Below are 14266 nucleotides of genomic sequence, written 5' to 3'. Positions count from 1 at the left end.
TCACTCCCGCTTGTGGAAGGACACCTTGCCGCCCTCGTGGTGGGTGACGCCGTAGCCGGGGTGGTGGATCAGCGTGTGGTGGCGAGCGCACAGCATCGCGCCGCGTTCGACGGAGGTGTCGCCGCCTTGGGACCAGGGGTCGAGGTGATGGGCGTGGCACCAAGCGGACGGCCTATCGCAGCCCAGGGCGATGCAGCCGCCGTCGCGGACGGCCATGGCGATGCGTTGGGCCTTGGTATGGAACCTGCGCTTGCGGCCCACGTCGAGGACCTGAGACCTCCCGCCGAGCACGACCGGGATCACGCCCGCCTCGCACGCCATCCGCCTCGCGAGGCTGGGGCTGATGCGGGTGCCGGTGTCGAGCTGCGCCGCTTTGAGCCCGCCCATGAGGGTCTCGAGGGTCATGGTGACGACGACGGTGGCGTCCATCCCGGCGGCCTTCGGGAGCGTCTCGACGGGGTAGCGGTCGACGTACTCGATGAACGCCAACCCCATGCCGTGCGGTGTCGATCCTTCGCCGCCGGCCTTGGGTGAGGCCAGGGCGTTGAGGGGCTTGCGGAGCTTGTCGGCCTCGTGGGTGGGCATCGAGAACCGGCCGTAGGTGGTGCCGTGGCCGTCGTCGTGCATCGTGAACCTGGCCTTCGCCCGGGCCTTGGCCTCCTGGGCCTCGAGCTGTCTGGCTTCTTCTGCTTCGCCGACCTCGGGGGCGACGACGTCGAGGACCTGCTTGCCCAGGATCCGCAGGCGGATGGCGTCGAAGTGCTCGGCCTCGGCGAGGAGGTGGTCACGTGCTTGGGTCTTGATGGCGGTGCCGACGTCGTCGGGAAGGGCGTCGACGGCCTCGACGATCGCCTTCGCCTGGTCGGCCAGGACGTCACCGCGGGCGAGCGCGTCCTCGACCGGCTCGTGGTCCTGGGTCTGCAGGGCCTTGGCGAGCTTCATCCTCGAGGCCGCGTCGCGTTGGGTCAGGTGGGTCTCATGCGCCCAGTAGGCAGCGGTGGACGTCGCGCCCTGGGCGGTCCCGACCTCGGTGCGGTCGGCGTGGGCGGCGAGGCGGAGCTCGAGGCCGGCGGCCTGGGCGCTCAGGCGGGTGGTCTCGGCGAGGGTCCTGGCGGTCTCGTCGGGGGTCATCGACCACAGGGCGGTCTCGCTGAGGTCGGCGAGCTCGGCCCGGATGCGCGCCACCTGCTGAGCCACGGGGTGGCTCAGCGGGAGGGTGGCGCGGTTGCTCATGGGACCTACTCAAGCAGCCGCCACCGACAGTGGTGCCTGGTCAGGAGGCGGTTGTCCACAGGGTGTGGAGCGTTGGTGGCTTTGTTTCTTTGATTTTACTTTGGGTTGTCCTGCGGGGTGGTTTCGAGGCTCGCTGCGCTCGCACCTCAACCACCGCGGTCGCCCCCGTCGTTGGTTGAGGAGGTTGCGCCGCACCCGTCCCGAAACCACCCCCGCCGGTGGTCGCGCCGCGCGCGCTGCGAGCGCCGGTCGAGACCCCCACACCCGACCGCCTGCCTTAGCTCACCGGTCTCGACGGGCGCTCGTCGCTGGCGCTCCTCCCTGCTCGACCACCGGTGGTCCTGCCCCTCTTCGGTGGTCGAGCAGCGAGCGCCAGCGAGCGCCCGTCGAGACCCCCGCACCCGACCGCCTGCCTCGACTCACGGGGTCTCGACGGGCGCTCGTCGCTGGCGCTCCTCACTGCTCGACCACCGGAGGGTGGTTTCGAGGCTCGCTGCGCTCGCACCTCAACCACCGTGGTCGCCGCCTTCGGAGGTTGCGCGGCAACCGTCTCGGAACCACCGCCGGCGGCGGCGGTCAGCGGAGGAGGCGGCGGAGGAGGGCGAGGGCGACGATGGCGCCGAGCGCCTGCTTCCAGTAGGTCTTGAGGAGGATGGGGACGACGGCGGCGCCGAGGTCGAGGGAGTCGTCCGCGGGCTGCGGAGCGGGGGCCGGTCGCGGTGGGGGCGGCGGCGGGGCGGTCGCTGCGGCCGCCTCGTCGGCCAAGGGGGTCGCCTCGACGACGGGCTCCTCGACCGCCGCAGCAGGCTCGTCCGCAACCGCCGGCGACAGCCGCTGCTCGAGGCAGGCGACGAACTGGCCGAGCAGCTTGTCGGAGACGTCCTGCATCACACCGCGTCCGAACTGCGCCGGCTTGCCCGTGATGTTGAGGTCGGTGACGACCTCGACGTCGGTGGCGCCCGCGGAGTCGGTCATGGTGCAGGTCACCACCGCACCCGCGGTCCCGTTGCCGCGCTTGTCCTTGCCCTTGGCGTCGACGACGAACCGGTGGGCGTCCTCGTCCTTCTCCACGAACGTCCCGGAGCCGTTGTAGACCAGGGCGATCGGGCCGAGCTTGACCTTGCAGGAGCCCTGGAACGTGTCGCCCTCCACCGACGACACCGTGGCGCCCGGGAAGCACTCGGCCACCGACGCGATGTCCTGGAAGTGCGCCCAGGTCTCCTCGACGCCGGTCGGGACGGTGAACCGGTGGGTCAGGTCCATCAGCTGCTCCCGGCCGCCGACAGCACTGCCCGGCGTACGAGCACGGTCGCGAGGTGGGACCGGTACGCCGCCTCGCCGTTCAGGTCCGAGGGCGGGTTCGTGCCCTCGGCCGCGTGGGCAGCCGCGGCGCGCACGGCGTCCTCGGTGGCGGGCTGTCCCACGAGCGCCGCCTCCACCGCACGGGCCCGCAGGGGGGTCGAGCCCATGTTGGTGAGGCCGACGCGCGCCTCGGCGATGGTGCCGCCCTCGACCCGGACGGTCGCCGCGACCGCGACGATCGGCCACTGGTGGGCGACCCGCACGAACTTCTCGTACGTCGCTCCCCAGCCGGTGTGCTTGGGCACCCGGATCTCGGTGAGGATCTCGTCCTCGCCGATCGCGGTCTCGAACAGGTCCACGAAGAAGTCGTCGGCCGCGACGGTGCGCGTGCCGCCGGGACCGGCGATCACGAACTGCGCCTCCAGCGCCAGCGCCGGAGCCCCGAGGTCGCCCGCCGGGTCGGCGTGGGCCAGGGCGCCGCCGAAGGTGCCGCGATGCCGGATCTGGTGGTCGGCGAGATGCTCGACTGCCTTGGAGATCAGCGTCGTGTGCTCGGCGACCAGCGCGTCGTGCTCCACCACCGAGTGCTGCGTCATCGCGCCGATGACGAGGGCGTCCCCGTCGTCGCGGATGCCCCGCAGGCTGTCGATCTTGCCGAGGTCGATGACGACCTCGGGCGCGTTGAGACGCATCCGCAGCACGGGCAGCAGGCTCTGCCCCCCGGCCAGGATCTTGGCGTCGTCGCCGTGCTGGCCGAGGGCGGCGAGCGCCTCCTCCACCGTGGTGGGGGCGAGGTAGTCGAACGGTGCGGGGATCATGCGTTTCCTCCAGACGTGCGGTCCACGGTGCCGTCCATGCCGGTCGACTCGTCGAAGTGCGGAGCGGCCGCGCCGACCGTCTCGGCCTGGGCGCCGCCGCGGGCGTCGTTGATGGCCTTCCACACCCGCTCGGGCGTGCAGGGCATCCGGACGTCCTGCACGCCCAGGTGGCGCACGGCGTCCACCACGGCGTTGACGACGGCCGGGGTCGAGGCGATCGTGCCGGCCTCTCCGACGCCCTTAGTGCCGAGCGTGTTGGTGGTCGCGGGCGAGGTCGTGTGGTCGAGGTCGAAGCTGATCGTGTCCGCCGCCGTCGGCAGCAGGTAGTCGACGAACGAGCCGGTCACCAGGGTGCCGGAGTCGTCGTAGACCGCCTCCTCCCACAGGGCTTGCGCGATGCCCTGCACAAGACCTCCGTGCAGCTGCCCGGAGACGATCAGCGGGTTGATGATGTTGCCGATGTCGTCGCAGGCGGCGTACTTGCGCATCGTCACCTCCCCCGTCTCGGTGTCCACCTCCATGGCGCAGAGGTGGGTGCCGTGGGGGTAGTTGAAGTTCACGGGGTCGAACGTCGCGTCGGAGTCGAGCGAGGGCTCGACGCCGTCGGGCAGGTTGTGCGCCGCGAACGTCGCCAGCGCGATCTCCGCCATGGCCAGCCCCTGGTCGGTGCCCTTCACCGAGAACCGGCCGGAATTGAACTCGATGTCGTCCACCGAGGCCTCCAGCAGGTGCGCCGCGATCGGCTTGGCCTTCTCGATCACCTTGTCGGCGGCCTTGACGATCGCCTCTCCCCCGACGACCAGCGAGCGCGAGCCGTAGGTGTCGAGACCCTTGTGGCTGACCATGGTGTCGCCGTGCAGTACCTCGACGTCCTCGAACGCGACGCCGAGCCGGTCGGCGACGATCTGGCTGAACGCCGTCTCGTGGCCCTGCCCGTGCGCGGACGCGCCGGTGAGGACCTCGACCTTGCCGGTGGGCAGCATCCGCACGCTCGCGTGCTCCCAGCCGCCGGCGCCGTAGTCGAGCGAGCCGAGCACCCGCGAGGGTGCCAGGCCGCACATCTCGGTGAACGTCGAGACGCCGATCCCCAGCTGTACCTGGTCTCCCGAGTCGCGACGCCGCCTCTGCTCGGCCCGCAGCTCGTCGTACCCGAACAGCTCCTTGGCGCGCGCGGTGGCGGCCTCGTAGTTGCCGGAGTCGTACTCGAGACCGGCCACCGTCGTGAACGGGAACTCCTCGTGCTTGATCCAGTTCTTCTCGCGCACCTCGAAGGGGTCGACGCCGAGCTCGGCCGCCAGCTCGTCCATGATCCGCTCGATGGCGTACGTCGCCTCGGGCCGGCCGGCGCCGCGGTAGGCGTCGGTCCAGGTCTTGTTGGTCAGGACCGTCTGGCAGTTGAACTGGTAGGCCGGGAACTTGTAGATCGCGTTGAACATGAACGCGCCGAGCACCGGCACGCCGCCGCCCACCAGGGACACGTGCGAGCCGAGGTCGGCGAGCAGCTCGACCTTGAAGCCGGTCACCGTGCCGTCCTTCTCGGCCGCGAGCGTGAGCTTCTGCCACTGGTCGCGCCCGTGGTGCGCGGCCATCAGCGACTCCGAGCGGGTCTCGGTGTACTTGACCGGCTTGCCCACCTGGCGGGCCACGAGGAAGGTGATGAACTCCTCCGGCGTGGTCTGGAGCTTGCCTCCGAAGCCGCCGCCGACGTCGGGGGCGATCACCCGGATCTTGGACTCCGACACCCCGGTGACCGCCGCGAGCAGGAACTTGAGGATGTGCGGGATCTGGGTCGACGACCACATCGTGATCTGCTCGCCGGTCGGGTCGACCACGGTCGAGCGCGGCTCCATGAAGGCGGGGATCAGGCGCTGCTGGCGGTACTCCCGCTCGATGACGATGCCGTCGGCGCGGGCCTTGGCGATGGCCTCGTCGACGTTGCCGCCGGTCCCGGCCTCCTCGGAGTCGAACCTCCAGAACGCCGACTTGTTGGTGCCGAGGTCGGGATGGGCCAGCACCTTGTCTTCTGCTGCCTCCTTGAGGTCGAGCGCGGCGGGCAGCTCGTCGTAGTCGATGTCGACCAGCTCGGCGGCGTCGCGCGCCTCGGCGGCGGAGCGGGCCACGATGACCGCCACGATCTCGCCGGCGAAGACGACGCGGTCGACGGCGATGGGTGGGTGGTTGGGCGTCACCTGGTCGGGCGTGATCGGCCACGCGTTGGGCAGCCCGCCCTGCTCGTCGGCGACGTCGGTGCCGGTGATGACGCGCACGACGTTCGGCGAGGCCTCGGCCGCGGACTTGTCGATGTTCGTGATCGTGGCGTGGGCGAAGGGGCTGCGCACCATCGCGAGGTGCAGCATGCCGGGCAGCGTCAGGTTGTCGGTCCAGCGTGTGCGGCCGGTGATCAGGCGCTGGTCCTCCTTGCGGCGCCGGTCCTTGCCGATCTCCAGCGTGGCGTCGGGCTGGGCCTGGGTCATCTCGTCCTCAGTGAGCGTCACTGCGCACCTCCCTGCGCGGCCGCGTGCTGCACGGACTTCACGATGTTGTGGTAGCCGGTGCAGCGGCACAGGTTGCCCTCGAGGCCGACCCGGATCTCCTGCTCGGTGGGGTCGGGGTTCTCCTTGAGCAGGTCGACGCTCTGCATGATCATCCCGGGCGTGCAGAAGCCGCACTGCAGGCCGTGGCACTCCCGGAACGACTTCTGCACCTGGTGCAGCTCGCCGTCCTTCGCCAGACCCTCGATCGTGGTCACCTCGGACCCGTCGGCCTGCACGGCCAGCACGTTGCACGACTTCACGCTCGTGCCGTCCAGGTGCACGGTGCACGCCCCGCAGTTGCTGGTGTCGCAACCGATGACGGTGCCGGTCTTCCCCAGCTTCTCGCGCAGGTACTGCACCAGCAGCATCCGGGGTTCGACGTCGTCGGAGACCTTCGATCCGTCGACGGTCAGGTTGATCCGGGTCATGGACGACTCCCTCGAGCGTGGGGTGTGGTGACCCAGGTCACGCTAGGGACGATCGGTTGGCGGAAGGTAGGTCCGTGGACGCCGGCCCGGCAGCCCCGAGGTTCTGGGCGTTTCCTGGCGCTTCTGGGGTGGAATTTCGGCCCGGAGGCGCCGGGTTTTCAGCATCTGCTGAAAAACCTGCTCAGCGAGCCGCGACCGCGAGCCGGCCCTTGAGGAGCGGCACGGCGGGGTGGGAGGTGCCGGCGAGGCGGGCGAGGCAGACCTCGATCACCTCGCTGTCGTACGGCGCGAGCTCGCTGTAGCGGACCACGGCGTCGGGCACCGGGTCGACCAGGAGCGCCTCGCGGACCGCGACGGCGACGTACTCGGCCAGGTCGCCGAGGGCCGGGGAGTTGGTGCCGGGGAGCAGGTCGCCGCCGTAGGCGTCGACGGCGGCGGCGACGTGGCCGCCGCGGAGCAGGGCGAGGACGTGCTCGACGTCGGTGGCCACGGGCATCAGCAGCCGGTAGGGGCGGGACGAGAGCTGGCCGCCGAGGGCCGCGCGCAGGTGGGACACCTCGGCCTTGAGGGTCGAGAAGGTCACCGCCTGGTCGCCGTATACGAGGGCGTGCAGCTGCTCGAGCGAGAGACCCTCGGGGTGCAGCGCGAGCAGCGCGAGCACCTCGGTCTGGCGGCGGTTGAGCAGCAGCCGCTGGCCGTCGAGGCGCACCTCGGCGGTGCCGAGCAGGGTCATCACCAGGCCGGGGTCCTGGGTGAGGTCGTCGGCCAGGGCGGAGGGGTGCTGCGAGGACTTGGGCAGCGCCGACTCGATGAGGCGCGCCATCACTCGCGCGGTGGCCAGCCCGATCGGGTGCGTGCGGTCCCAGGTCGTCGAGAGGTCCAGGACGCCGAGCTGCAGGCCGGTCGTGGGGTCGACCACCGGGGCGGCCCAGCACACCCAGTTGTGGACGATGGAGGCGTAGTGCTCGGCGCTGAAGACCATCGCCGGCTCGCCGAGCCGGTTGGCGAGGTCGAGGGCGTTGGTGCCGACCGACTGGTCGTCCCAGCGCCCGCCGGCCACGAAGTTGACGGTCTCGGCCTTGCGGCGCATCACGCGTCCGCCGTAGGTCCACAGGATCCGGGTCTCGGCGTCGGTGACGGCGAGCACGAGGTCGCCGTCCTCGGCGGTGCGGCGCAGCTCGGACTCGACGCTCTCGACCGCTGCCTGCAGCGGGGAGTCCTTCCAGATCGACGCCGTCTCGTCCTCGTCGGCGAGCGGGGCCTCGGTCACGTCGGGCGTGATCGCGGCGGTCGAGCGGGTCCAGCTGGTGAGGATCTCGGGACGGACGACGGGCTCCGCGAGGTCGCCGCTCTCCACGAACGTCGTCCAGGCGCGCATCGCCTCGCGCTTGCGGTCGCGCAGGTCACCGCGCCCCATTGGCCTACCCCCGATGCTGGTCGTCGCCAACGTAGCACCGGCGCGGTGACGTGGGTCACAGCCGCTTCGGGGCCCTGACGCCCCGGCCGGCTCAGCCCAGTCGGCGCCGCAGGAACTGGATGGTGCGGTCCATCGAACGCTGCCAGTCGAAGGTGAACGCGTGGGCCTCGCCCTCGTAGACCTCGAGCCGGCTGTCGACCCCGGCACGGCGCATCGCCTTCTGGGTGTCCAGCGCCCAGGGGAACGGGCACACCTCGTCGGTGTCGGCGTGGTGGGCCAGGACCGGCTCGGTGATGCGGTCGAAGTAGCGGCGGGCGGAGAGACCGGCGTAGACCTGCGGCGAGTCCTCGGGGCTGCCCAGCTCGTCGTAGAGCGCCGCGACCTCGTCGGGGCGCTCGGGCTCGGCGAAGTGCCGCACGTTGTCGAGGTAGCGCGAGGAGACCGAGGCGTAGATGACGGCGGCGTCGACGAGCCCGGGCGCGACGACGAGCGCGTTCATGGTGACGCCGCCGCCCATCGAGCGACCGAGCATCGCCATGCGGTCCTCGTCGACGTAGCGCTCGCGCTCGAGCGCGAGCACGGCGTGGATCGCGTCGCGGGTGTAGCCCAGACGGGTCTCGCGCGACAGGGGGCTGGCGGGGTCGGAGCCGGCGTGGCCGCGGTAGTCGGTGTGGAGCACCGCGAAGCCGGCGTCCGCCAGGGCGACCTGCTCGCGGGCCAGGCCCTGGCCGGTGACGTAGATGGACGGCTCGATGTAGCCGTGGTTGAGCACGATCCCGGGGAACGGCCCGCGTCCGCGCGGGCGCAGCAGCACCCCGGAGACGGTCACGTCGCCGCTGCGGTAGGTGACCTCGTAGCGCGTGTAGCGGTCGGTCTCCTCGATCATGTCGCCGTAGCGGATCCGGCTCGGGCGGAGCTCCTCGCGCATCAGCCCCGGCAGCGAGCGCGGGCCCGTGACCGGCGGCAGCGTGTCCTCGGGCTCCGGCGGCGCGGACGGAGCAGGGGCGGCGGAGGTCGAGGGGGTGGCGGAGGGGCTCGTGGTCGGCGACTCCTCGGAGGGCTGCAGGCCGGGGGTCTCGGTGTCGGTGCTGCAGGCGGCGAGCGGCAGCAGCAGGACCAGCGCGAGCCAGCGCGACGCCCGCCTCACGGCGCGCGGTCGATGTCGCGGTGGATGCGGCCGCCGGTGGCTGCCAGGCGCTCGCCGCTGCCGCCCCAGCGGCCGGCGATGATCTCCGCGGCGATGCTGATCGCGGTCTCCTCCGGGGTGCGCGCCCCGAGGTCGAGGCCGATCGGGCTGGACAGGCGCCCGAGCTCGTCGTCGGCCAGGCCGGCCTCGCGCAGCCGGGCCATCCGGTCGTCGTGGGTACGCCGCGAGCCCATGGCGCCGACGTAGGCGACCTCCGGCAGCCGGAGCGCCACCTCGAGCAGCGGCACGTCGAACTTCGGGTCGTGGGTCAGCACGGTGATCACGGTACGTCCGTCGAGGCGACCGGCCGCCTGCTCGGCCTGCAGGTAGCGGTGCGGCCAGTCGACCACCACCTCGTGGGCGTCGGGGAAGCGGCTGGCGGTGGCGAACACGGGTCGGGCGTCGCAGACGGTGACCTGGTAGCCGAGGAAGCCGCCCACCCGGGCGACCGCGGCCGCGAAGTCGATGGCGCCGAAGACCAGCAGCCGCGGCTTGGGGGCGAAGGCCCACACGAACACCCGCATGCCCTCCCCGCGGCGCTCGCCGTCGGCACCGTAGGTGAGCGTCGCGTTGGTGCCCGACGCGAGCAGCCCGAGCGCGTCGTCGTGCACGGCGTCGTCGGCGCGCGGGGAGCCGAGACCACCGGTGCAGTCGGCCCGGTCGGCGCGCACGACCATGCGGCGCCCGATCCGCTCGGGGTCGGGGTGGTCGATGACGGTGGCCAGCGCCACCGGCGTGCCGGCCTCGATGTCGGCGGCGAGGTCGCCGAGCTCGGGGAAGGTCTCGCGCGAGACCTTCTCGACGAAGACGTCGAGGACGCCGCCGCAGGTCAGCCCGACCGCGAAGGCGTCGTCGTCGCTCACGCCGTACCGCTCGAGCACGGGCTCGCCCGTGGAGACCACCGTCTGCGCCAGGTCGTAGACCGCGCCCTCGACGCAGCCGCCGGAGACCGAGCCGACGGCGGCGCCGTCGCCGAGGACCAGCATCGAGGCGCCGGGCGGGCGGGGAGCCGAGCGGAACGTCGCCACAACCGTCCCGACGCCGACCTCCTCGCCGGCGTCCCAGCGCTTGACCAGGTCGTCCAGCACGTCACGCACGGGCCACCACCTCCAGCACCTCGGCGAACGTCGCCAGTGAGTGGCCGGCGACGAAGTCGTCCACGTGCGGCAGGACCGCCAGCACGCCCTGCTGCACGGGCTCGTAGCCCTCCTTGCCGCGGTGGGGGTTGACCCACACGACGTGGTGCGCCACCCGGCGCAGTCGCGCCATCTGCGCACCGAGCAGGGCGGCGTCGCCGCGCTCCCAACCGTCGCTGAAGACCACGACGACCGCGCCGCGCGCCATGCCGCGCCGGCCCCACCGGTCGAGGAACACCTGCAGCGTCTCCCCGAGGCGGGTTCCGCCGGACCAGTCGGGGACGGCCTCGCCCGCGGCGACCAGCGCCCGCTCGGCATCGCGGTTGTGCAGCGCCCGGGTGAGGTGGGTGAGGCGGGTCCCGACGGTGAACGTCTCCACCACGCCCGGTCCCTGGGAGATCCGGTGCGCCAGGCGCAGCAGCGCGTCGGCGTAGCCGTTCATCGATCCGGACACGTCGACCAGCAGCACGATGCGTCGCGGGCGCACGGCCCGGCGCCGCCACTCGATGACGGCCGGCTCCCCCAGGCGGCGCAGGCTGGCGCGCAGGGTGCGGGAGGCGTCGACCTGGCCGCGGTGCCAGCCGCGGTGCCGCGCCGTACGTCGGACCGGTGCGCGCGGGCGCAGGGTCGCGAACATCGCGTCGAGGCGGTGCTTCTCGGCCGCCGACAGGGTGGCGACGTCGCGGTGGCGCAGCACCTCCGCGGCGCTGGCGCGGGCGTGGACGGCCTCCTCGGCCGCCTCGCCGGAGCCGGAGGACTCGTCGGCGGGCAGGTCGGAGAAGGACGGGACCGACGGCGCCGCGGGCCGGGCCCGGGGCAGTCCGTCGCGGGCGTTGAACCACGCGGTGAAGACCTGGTCGTAGCGCGCCAGGTCGTCCGGGGAGCCGCAGAGCGTGGCCCGGCCGGCGGTGTAGGTGGCGCGCTGGTCGTCGACGCCGACGATCGAGACCGCCTCGACGAAGGTCTGGGCGCGGTCCTGGGTGACCGGGACGCCGGCGGCGCACAGCGCGCGGGTGAAGCCGACGAGCACCTCGTCGACCTCGTGGCGCACCGTCGTGCTCATGCGCGCAGCATCTGGTCGAGCGCCTGGCGGACGCGCTCGGTGTCCTCGCGGTACTTGACCAGCGCCCCGAGCGTGCGCGCGGCGGACGCCAGGTCCAGCTCCGAGCTGCCGAGGTGGTGCAGCGCCCGCGCCCAGTCGAGCGTCTCGGCGACGCCCGGGGGCTTCTCCAGGTCGTGGCGGTCGCGCAGCTGCTGCACGACGGTGGCGACCTGGCGGGCCAGCAGCTCGGGCACCTCCGGGGCCCGGGAGCGCAGGATCTCGACCTCGCGCTCCAGGCCGGGGTGGTCGATCCAGTGGTAGAGGCAGCGCCGCTTGAGCGCGTCGTGCAGCTCGCGGGTGCGGTTGGAGGTGAGCACGACGATGGGAGGCGTGGCGGCCTTGACGGTGCCGAGCTCGGGGATGCTGACCTGGTAGGTGGACAGCACCTCCAGCAGGAACGCCTCGAACTCGTCGTCGGCGCGGTCGACCTCGTCGACCAGCAGCACCGCCGGGCTCTGCTGCAGCGCCGCGAGCACCGGCCGGGCCAGCAGGAAGCGCTCGTCGTAGAGGCTCTTCTCGGCCTCCTCGACGTCGGCGCCGCCGGCCGCCTCGAGGGCGCGCAGGTGCAGGATCTGGCGCGGGAAGTCCCAGTCGTAGAGGGCCTGGGTGGCGTCGATCCCCTCGTAGCACTGCAGCCGGACCAGCGGCAGCCCGAGGCTCTGCGCGATCGCCTCGGCCAGCGCGGTCTTGCCCGTGCCCGGCTCGCCCTCGAGCAGCAGCGGCCGCTCCATGCGCAGCGCGAGGAACGCGACCGTCGCCAGGGAGTCGTCGCAGAGGTAGCCGGTCTCGCCGAGCTGCTCGGCCAGGGCGTGGGCGGACGCGGACTCCATGACCCCGAATCTAGCCGGGGGTGCGTTGGCGGCGGGTTGGCGTGGCGACGCCGGGCAGACTGGGGGCATGAGCGACACCGACGCCCGGCTGGAGGCGACCATCCTCGAGCTGCTCGGCCGGCGCGCGCCCGGGGCGACGATCTGTCCCTCCGACGCGGCCCGCGCCGTCGGGCCGGAGGACGGCTGGCGCGAGCTGATGGAGCCGGCGAGGCGTGCGGCCCAGCGGCTCGTCGACGCCGGCGAGGTCGACGTCACGCAGGGCGGTGAGGTCGTGGACCTGGCCACCGCGCGCGGACCGGTGCGGATCCGGCGGCGCTAGCGCGCGTCGACGTCCTGGCCGGTGGCGAGGTCGCCGCACTCGACGAGGCGGGCACCCGCCGAGTCGAGGTAGTCGCGCGCGCCGCGGTCGCCCGTGGCCGAGCCCTGGACGCCCGCCCAGTGGGCGCGCCCGAGGAGCACGGGATGGCCCGGGCGGCCGTCGTACGACGCGCGGGCGAGGTCGTCCGGCCCCGCGCCGGCGGCGACCACACGCCGTACGACCTCGGCGGTGACGTCAGGCAGGTCCACGAGCAGCACGACGGCCGCGTCGGCGCCGGCGGGGAGGGCGGCGAGCCCGGCGCGCAGCGAGGCCGACATGCCCGCGGCCCAGTCGGTGGCGACCGCGACGTCGACGCCGAGGCCGTCGAGCAGCGGCATCGCCTCGTCGGCGGCGGCGCCGAGCACGACCGTCACGTCGTCGCAGCCGCCGTCGCGCAGCACCTGCACCGCGCGGGCCAGCCAGGACTCCTCGCCGTCGTGGACGAGCGCCTTCGGCATGCCCATGCGGCTGCCGGCGCCGGCCGCGAGGAGCAGGCCGGCGGTGCTCACCCGGGGAACGCCTCGACGTAGAGGGCCTCGAGGTTGGGGCTCAGCGGACCGCTGAAGCCGCAGACGGTGACCTGGCCGTCGGTGGCGCTCACGAGGTAGCGCCGGCCCTCCTCGAAGGAGACCGCACCGACCAGGGCGGTCAGCTCGTCGGGCGTGGCGCGCACCTCGACGAGCTCGGTGGCCTCGCCGGTGTAGAAGCGGTCGGGCACGAGCGTCACGACGCCGGCCTCGACGGACTGGACGGTGCCGGAGAAGGCGACCTGTGCGGTCGACAGGGCCTCGGCGGTGGGGACCATGCAGCGACCGGCGGCGGGCGGCGGCGCCCCCAGCTCGGTCACCGAGGGCGCGGTGGAGCCGGGGTCGACGCTCGCGGAGGCGCTCGGGGCCGCGGTGGGCGCGTCGTCGCGCTCGGGGTCGTTGCCGAGCAGGCTGAAGACCCCGACGCCGGCGATGAGGACCGCGGCCGCCGCGACCAGCCAGGTGAGGGGGCTGCGGTTGCGGGTGCCGTCGTTGCGGCTCTCCTGCTCGGGGGTGCCGGGGGTGCCGGGAGCGGACGTGTCGGTGAGGTCGGTGTTCATGGTGTCCTCCAGGAGTCGGGCCACCCGGTCGGGGTCCGCCGGGGTCAGGTCGGACGCCGGGTCGATCGCCCGGAGTCGCTGCTGCAGCTCGTCGTCGTTCACGGTGTCCTCCCTTCCGTCGACTCCTCATGTCCGGCTGCGGGCCGGTCCTTTCGCAGGATCTCCTTGAGCTTCTCGCGGGCGCGGTGCAGGCGGATGCTCGCGGCGTTGGGGGTCAGGTCCATCACCCCGGCGATCTCGGAGGGGGTGAGCTGCTCCCACGCCCACAGCCGCACGAGCTCGGCCTCGGTGTCGGTCAGCCGGGCGAGCGCCTCGTGCAGCCGCTCCTCGCCGTGCTGGGTCTCGCCGGGTCCGGGGCTGCTCTGCGTCGGCGGGTCCACGGTCGCCACCCGCGCGGCCACCCGGCCCTGCCGGCGCGCGGAGCGCTGGGCGTTGGCGAGACAGTGGCGCGCGACGCCGTAGGCCCAGGGCAGCGCGGCGTCGGGCGGGACGTCGTCGAGCCGGCGCCAGCAGACGAGGAGGGTCTCGCCCAGCACGTCGTCGGCCGTGACCGGGTCGGTACGGCGGGCGAGGAAGCGCCGCAGGGGCTCCACCAGCTCGGGCGCCAGCGCCTCGAACCGAGCGCGGCGCTCGGCTGCTCCAGGGTCGTCGTCGGCCACGCCCCCACCCTCACACGTGCCGCCGACTCCGCGCACGTCGCGGCCCGGCGCCGAGGAGTTTCGCCGGTCGACCGGCGAATCACCCGCTTCCGGCACGTAATTTCGGCCCAGAAGCGTGAGTTTGGCCGGTCGACCGGCGAATCTCACGCGGCGTCCGCCCCGCCCCGACGGCCCGC

The 14266-nt window shown here is 73.0% G+C and carries 14 protein-coding genes; 1 reads left to right on the top strand and 13 read right to left on the bottom strand.

The features are described from left to right. From IRQ30_RS19665 to IRQ30_RS19620, 10 genes are all read right to left on the bottom strand, one after another. Complete coding sequence (locus IRQ30_RS19665) at positions 1-1233, bottom strand: HNH endonuclease signature motif containing protein (protein WP_193614607.1); 1233 nt, start codon at positions 1231-1233, stop codon at positions 1-3. Positions 1234-1809: 576 nt separating this feature from the next. Beyond that, the gene (locus IRQ30_RS19660) at positions 1810-2496 is read right to left on the bottom strand and encodes an SRPBCC family protein (RefSeq protein ID WP_193613312.1); all 687 of its coding nucleotides are present in this window, start codon (positions 2494-2496) and stop codon (positions 1810-1812) included. Beyond that, positions 2496-3353, bottom strand: coding sequence for an FAD binding domain-containing protein (locus tag IRQ30_RS19655; protein ID WP_193613313.1), 858 nt, complete (start codon positions 3351-3353; stop codon positions 2496-2498). The genes IRQ30_RS19660 and IRQ30_RS19655 overlap by 1 nt, the downstream gene beginning before the upstream one ends. Beyond that, the gene (locus tag IRQ30_RS19650) at positions 3350-5848 is read right to left on the bottom strand and encodes a xanthine dehydrogenase family protein molybdopterin-binding subunit (protein ID WP_338089695.1); all 2499 of its coding nucleotides are present in this window, start codon (positions 5846-5848) and stop codon (positions 3350-3352) included. The genes IRQ30_RS19655 and IRQ30_RS19650 overlap by 4 nt, the downstream gene beginning before the upstream one ends. Beyond that, positions 5845-6315, bottom strand: coding sequence for a (2Fe-2S)-binding protein (locus IRQ30_RS19645; RefSeq protein ID WP_193610146.1), 471 nt, complete (start codon positions 6313-6315; stop codon positions 5845-5847). Before IRQ30_RS19645 ends, IRQ30_RS19650 begins: the two co-directional genes overlap by 4 nt. 181 nt (positions 6316-6496) lie before the next feature. Next, positions 6497-7732 (bottom strand): transcriptional regulator, encoded by a 1236-nt coding sequence (locus tag IRQ30_RS19640; RefSeq protein WP_193613315.1) that lies wholly within the window; start codon positions 7730-7732, stop codon positions 6497-6499. Between the two features lie 91 nt (positions 7733-7823). Further along, positions 7824-8879, bottom strand: coding sequence for an alpha/beta fold hydrolase (locus IRQ30_RS19635; RefSeq protein ID WP_193613317.1), 1056 nt, complete (start codon positions 8877-8879; stop codon positions 7824-7826). After that, positions 8876-10015 (bottom strand): XdhC family protein, encoded by a 1140-nt coding sequence (locus IRQ30_RS19630; protein WP_193613319.1) that lies wholly within the window; start codon positions 10013-10015, stop codon positions 8876-8878. Before IRQ30_RS19630 ends, IRQ30_RS19635 begins: the two co-directional genes overlap by 4 nt. Beyond that, positions 10008-11117, bottom strand: a complete 1110-nt coding sequence (locus tag IRQ30_RS19625) for a vWA domain-containing protein (protein WP_193613321.1) — start codon at positions 11115-11117, stop codon at positions 10008-10010. The genes IRQ30_RS19630 and IRQ30_RS19625 overlap by 8 nt, the downstream gene beginning before the upstream one ends. Then, positions 11114-11986 (bottom strand): AAA family ATPase, encoded by an 873-nt coding sequence (locus IRQ30_RS19620; RefSeq protein ID WP_193613323.1) that lies wholly within the window; start codon positions 11984-11986, stop codon positions 11114-11116. The genes IRQ30_RS19625 and IRQ30_RS19620 overlap by 4 nt, the downstream gene beginning before the upstream one ends. Before the next feature lie 67 nt (positions 11987-12053). Between IRQ30_RS19620 and IRQ30_RS19615 the strand changes: the two genes are divergently transcribed. Then, entirely contained in the window at positions 12054-12305 is a 252-nt protein-coding gene (locus IRQ30_RS19615; RefSeq protein WP_227464659.1) for a DUF3253 domain-containing protein, read from the top strand. Here the strand turns inward: IRQ30_RS19615 and IRQ30_RS19610 are convergent. The 3 genes from IRQ30_RS19610 to IRQ30_RS19600 are packed head-to-tail and all read right to left on the bottom strand — an operon-like array spanning position 12302 to position 14090. Beyond that, entirely contained in the window at positions 12302-12853 is a 552-nt protein-coding gene (locus IRQ30_RS19610; RefSeq protein ID WP_193613327.1) for an NTP transferase domain-containing protein, read from the bottom strand. The genes IRQ30_RS19615 and IRQ30_RS19610 overlap by 4 nt on opposite strands. After that, a complete protein-coding gene (locus tag IRQ30_RS19605) occupies positions 12850-13533 on the bottom strand; it encodes a hypothetical protein (RefSeq protein ID WP_193613329.1) in 684 nt (227 codons plus the stop codon). The genes IRQ30_RS19610 and IRQ30_RS19605 overlap by 4 nt, the downstream gene beginning before the upstream one ends. Further along, positions 13530-14090: a sigma-70 family RNA polymerase sigma factor gene (locus tag IRQ30_RS19600; RefSeq protein WP_193613331.1), complete on the bottom strand. Its 561-nt coding sequence runs from the start codon at positions 14088-14090 to the stop codon at positions 13530-13532. The genes IRQ30_RS19605 and IRQ30_RS19600 overlap by 4 nt, the downstream gene beginning before the upstream one ends. Between the last annotated feature and the right edge of the window lie 176 nt (positions 14091-14266).

This window comes from Nocardioides lijunqiniae (genome assembly GCF_015024225.1).
Lineage (GTDB): Bacteria > Actinomycetota > Actinomycetes > Propionibacteriales > Nocardioidaceae > Nocardioides > Nocardioides lijunqiniae.
Note: the sequence above shows the minus strand (reverse complement) of the source record. Positions and strands in the feature narration are given on the sequence as shown.

Excerpts from the sequence above, each read along its gene's own strand:
- IRQ30_RS19665 (WP_193614607.1), bottom strand. The coding sequence starts at position 1,233 with ATGAGCAACCGCGCCACCCTCCCGCTGAGCCACCCCGTGGCTCAGCAG.
- IRQ30_RS19660 (WP_193613312.1), bottom strand. The coding sequence starts at position 2,496 with ATGGACCTGACCCACCGGTTCACCGTCCCGACCGGCGTCGAGGAGACC.
- IRQ30_RS19655 (WP_193613313.1), bottom strand. The coding sequence starts at position 3,353 with ATGATCCCCGCACCGTTCGACTACCTCGCCCCCACCACGGTGGAGGAG.
- IRQ30_RS19645 (WP_193610146.1), bottom strand. The coding sequence starts at position 6,315 with ATGACCCGGATCAACCTGACCGTCGACGGATCGAAGGTCTCCGACGAC.
- IRQ30_RS19640 (WP_193613315.1), bottom strand. The coding sequence starts at position 7,732 with ATGGGGCGCGGTGACCTGCGCGACCGCAAGCGCGAGGCGATGCGCGCC.
- IRQ30_RS19625 (WP_193613321.1), bottom strand. The coding sequence starts at position 11,117 with ATGAGCACGACGGTGCGCCACGAGGTCGACGAGGTGCTCGTCGGCTTC.
- IRQ30_RS19620 (WP_193613323.1), bottom strand. The coding sequence starts at position 11,986 with ATGGAGTCCGCGTCCGCCCACGCCCTGGCCGAGCAGCTCGGCGAGACC.
- IRQ30_RS19615 (WP_227464659.1), top strand. The coding sequence starts at position 12,054 with ATGAGCGACACCGACGCCCGGCTGGAGGCGACCATCCTCGAGCTGCTC.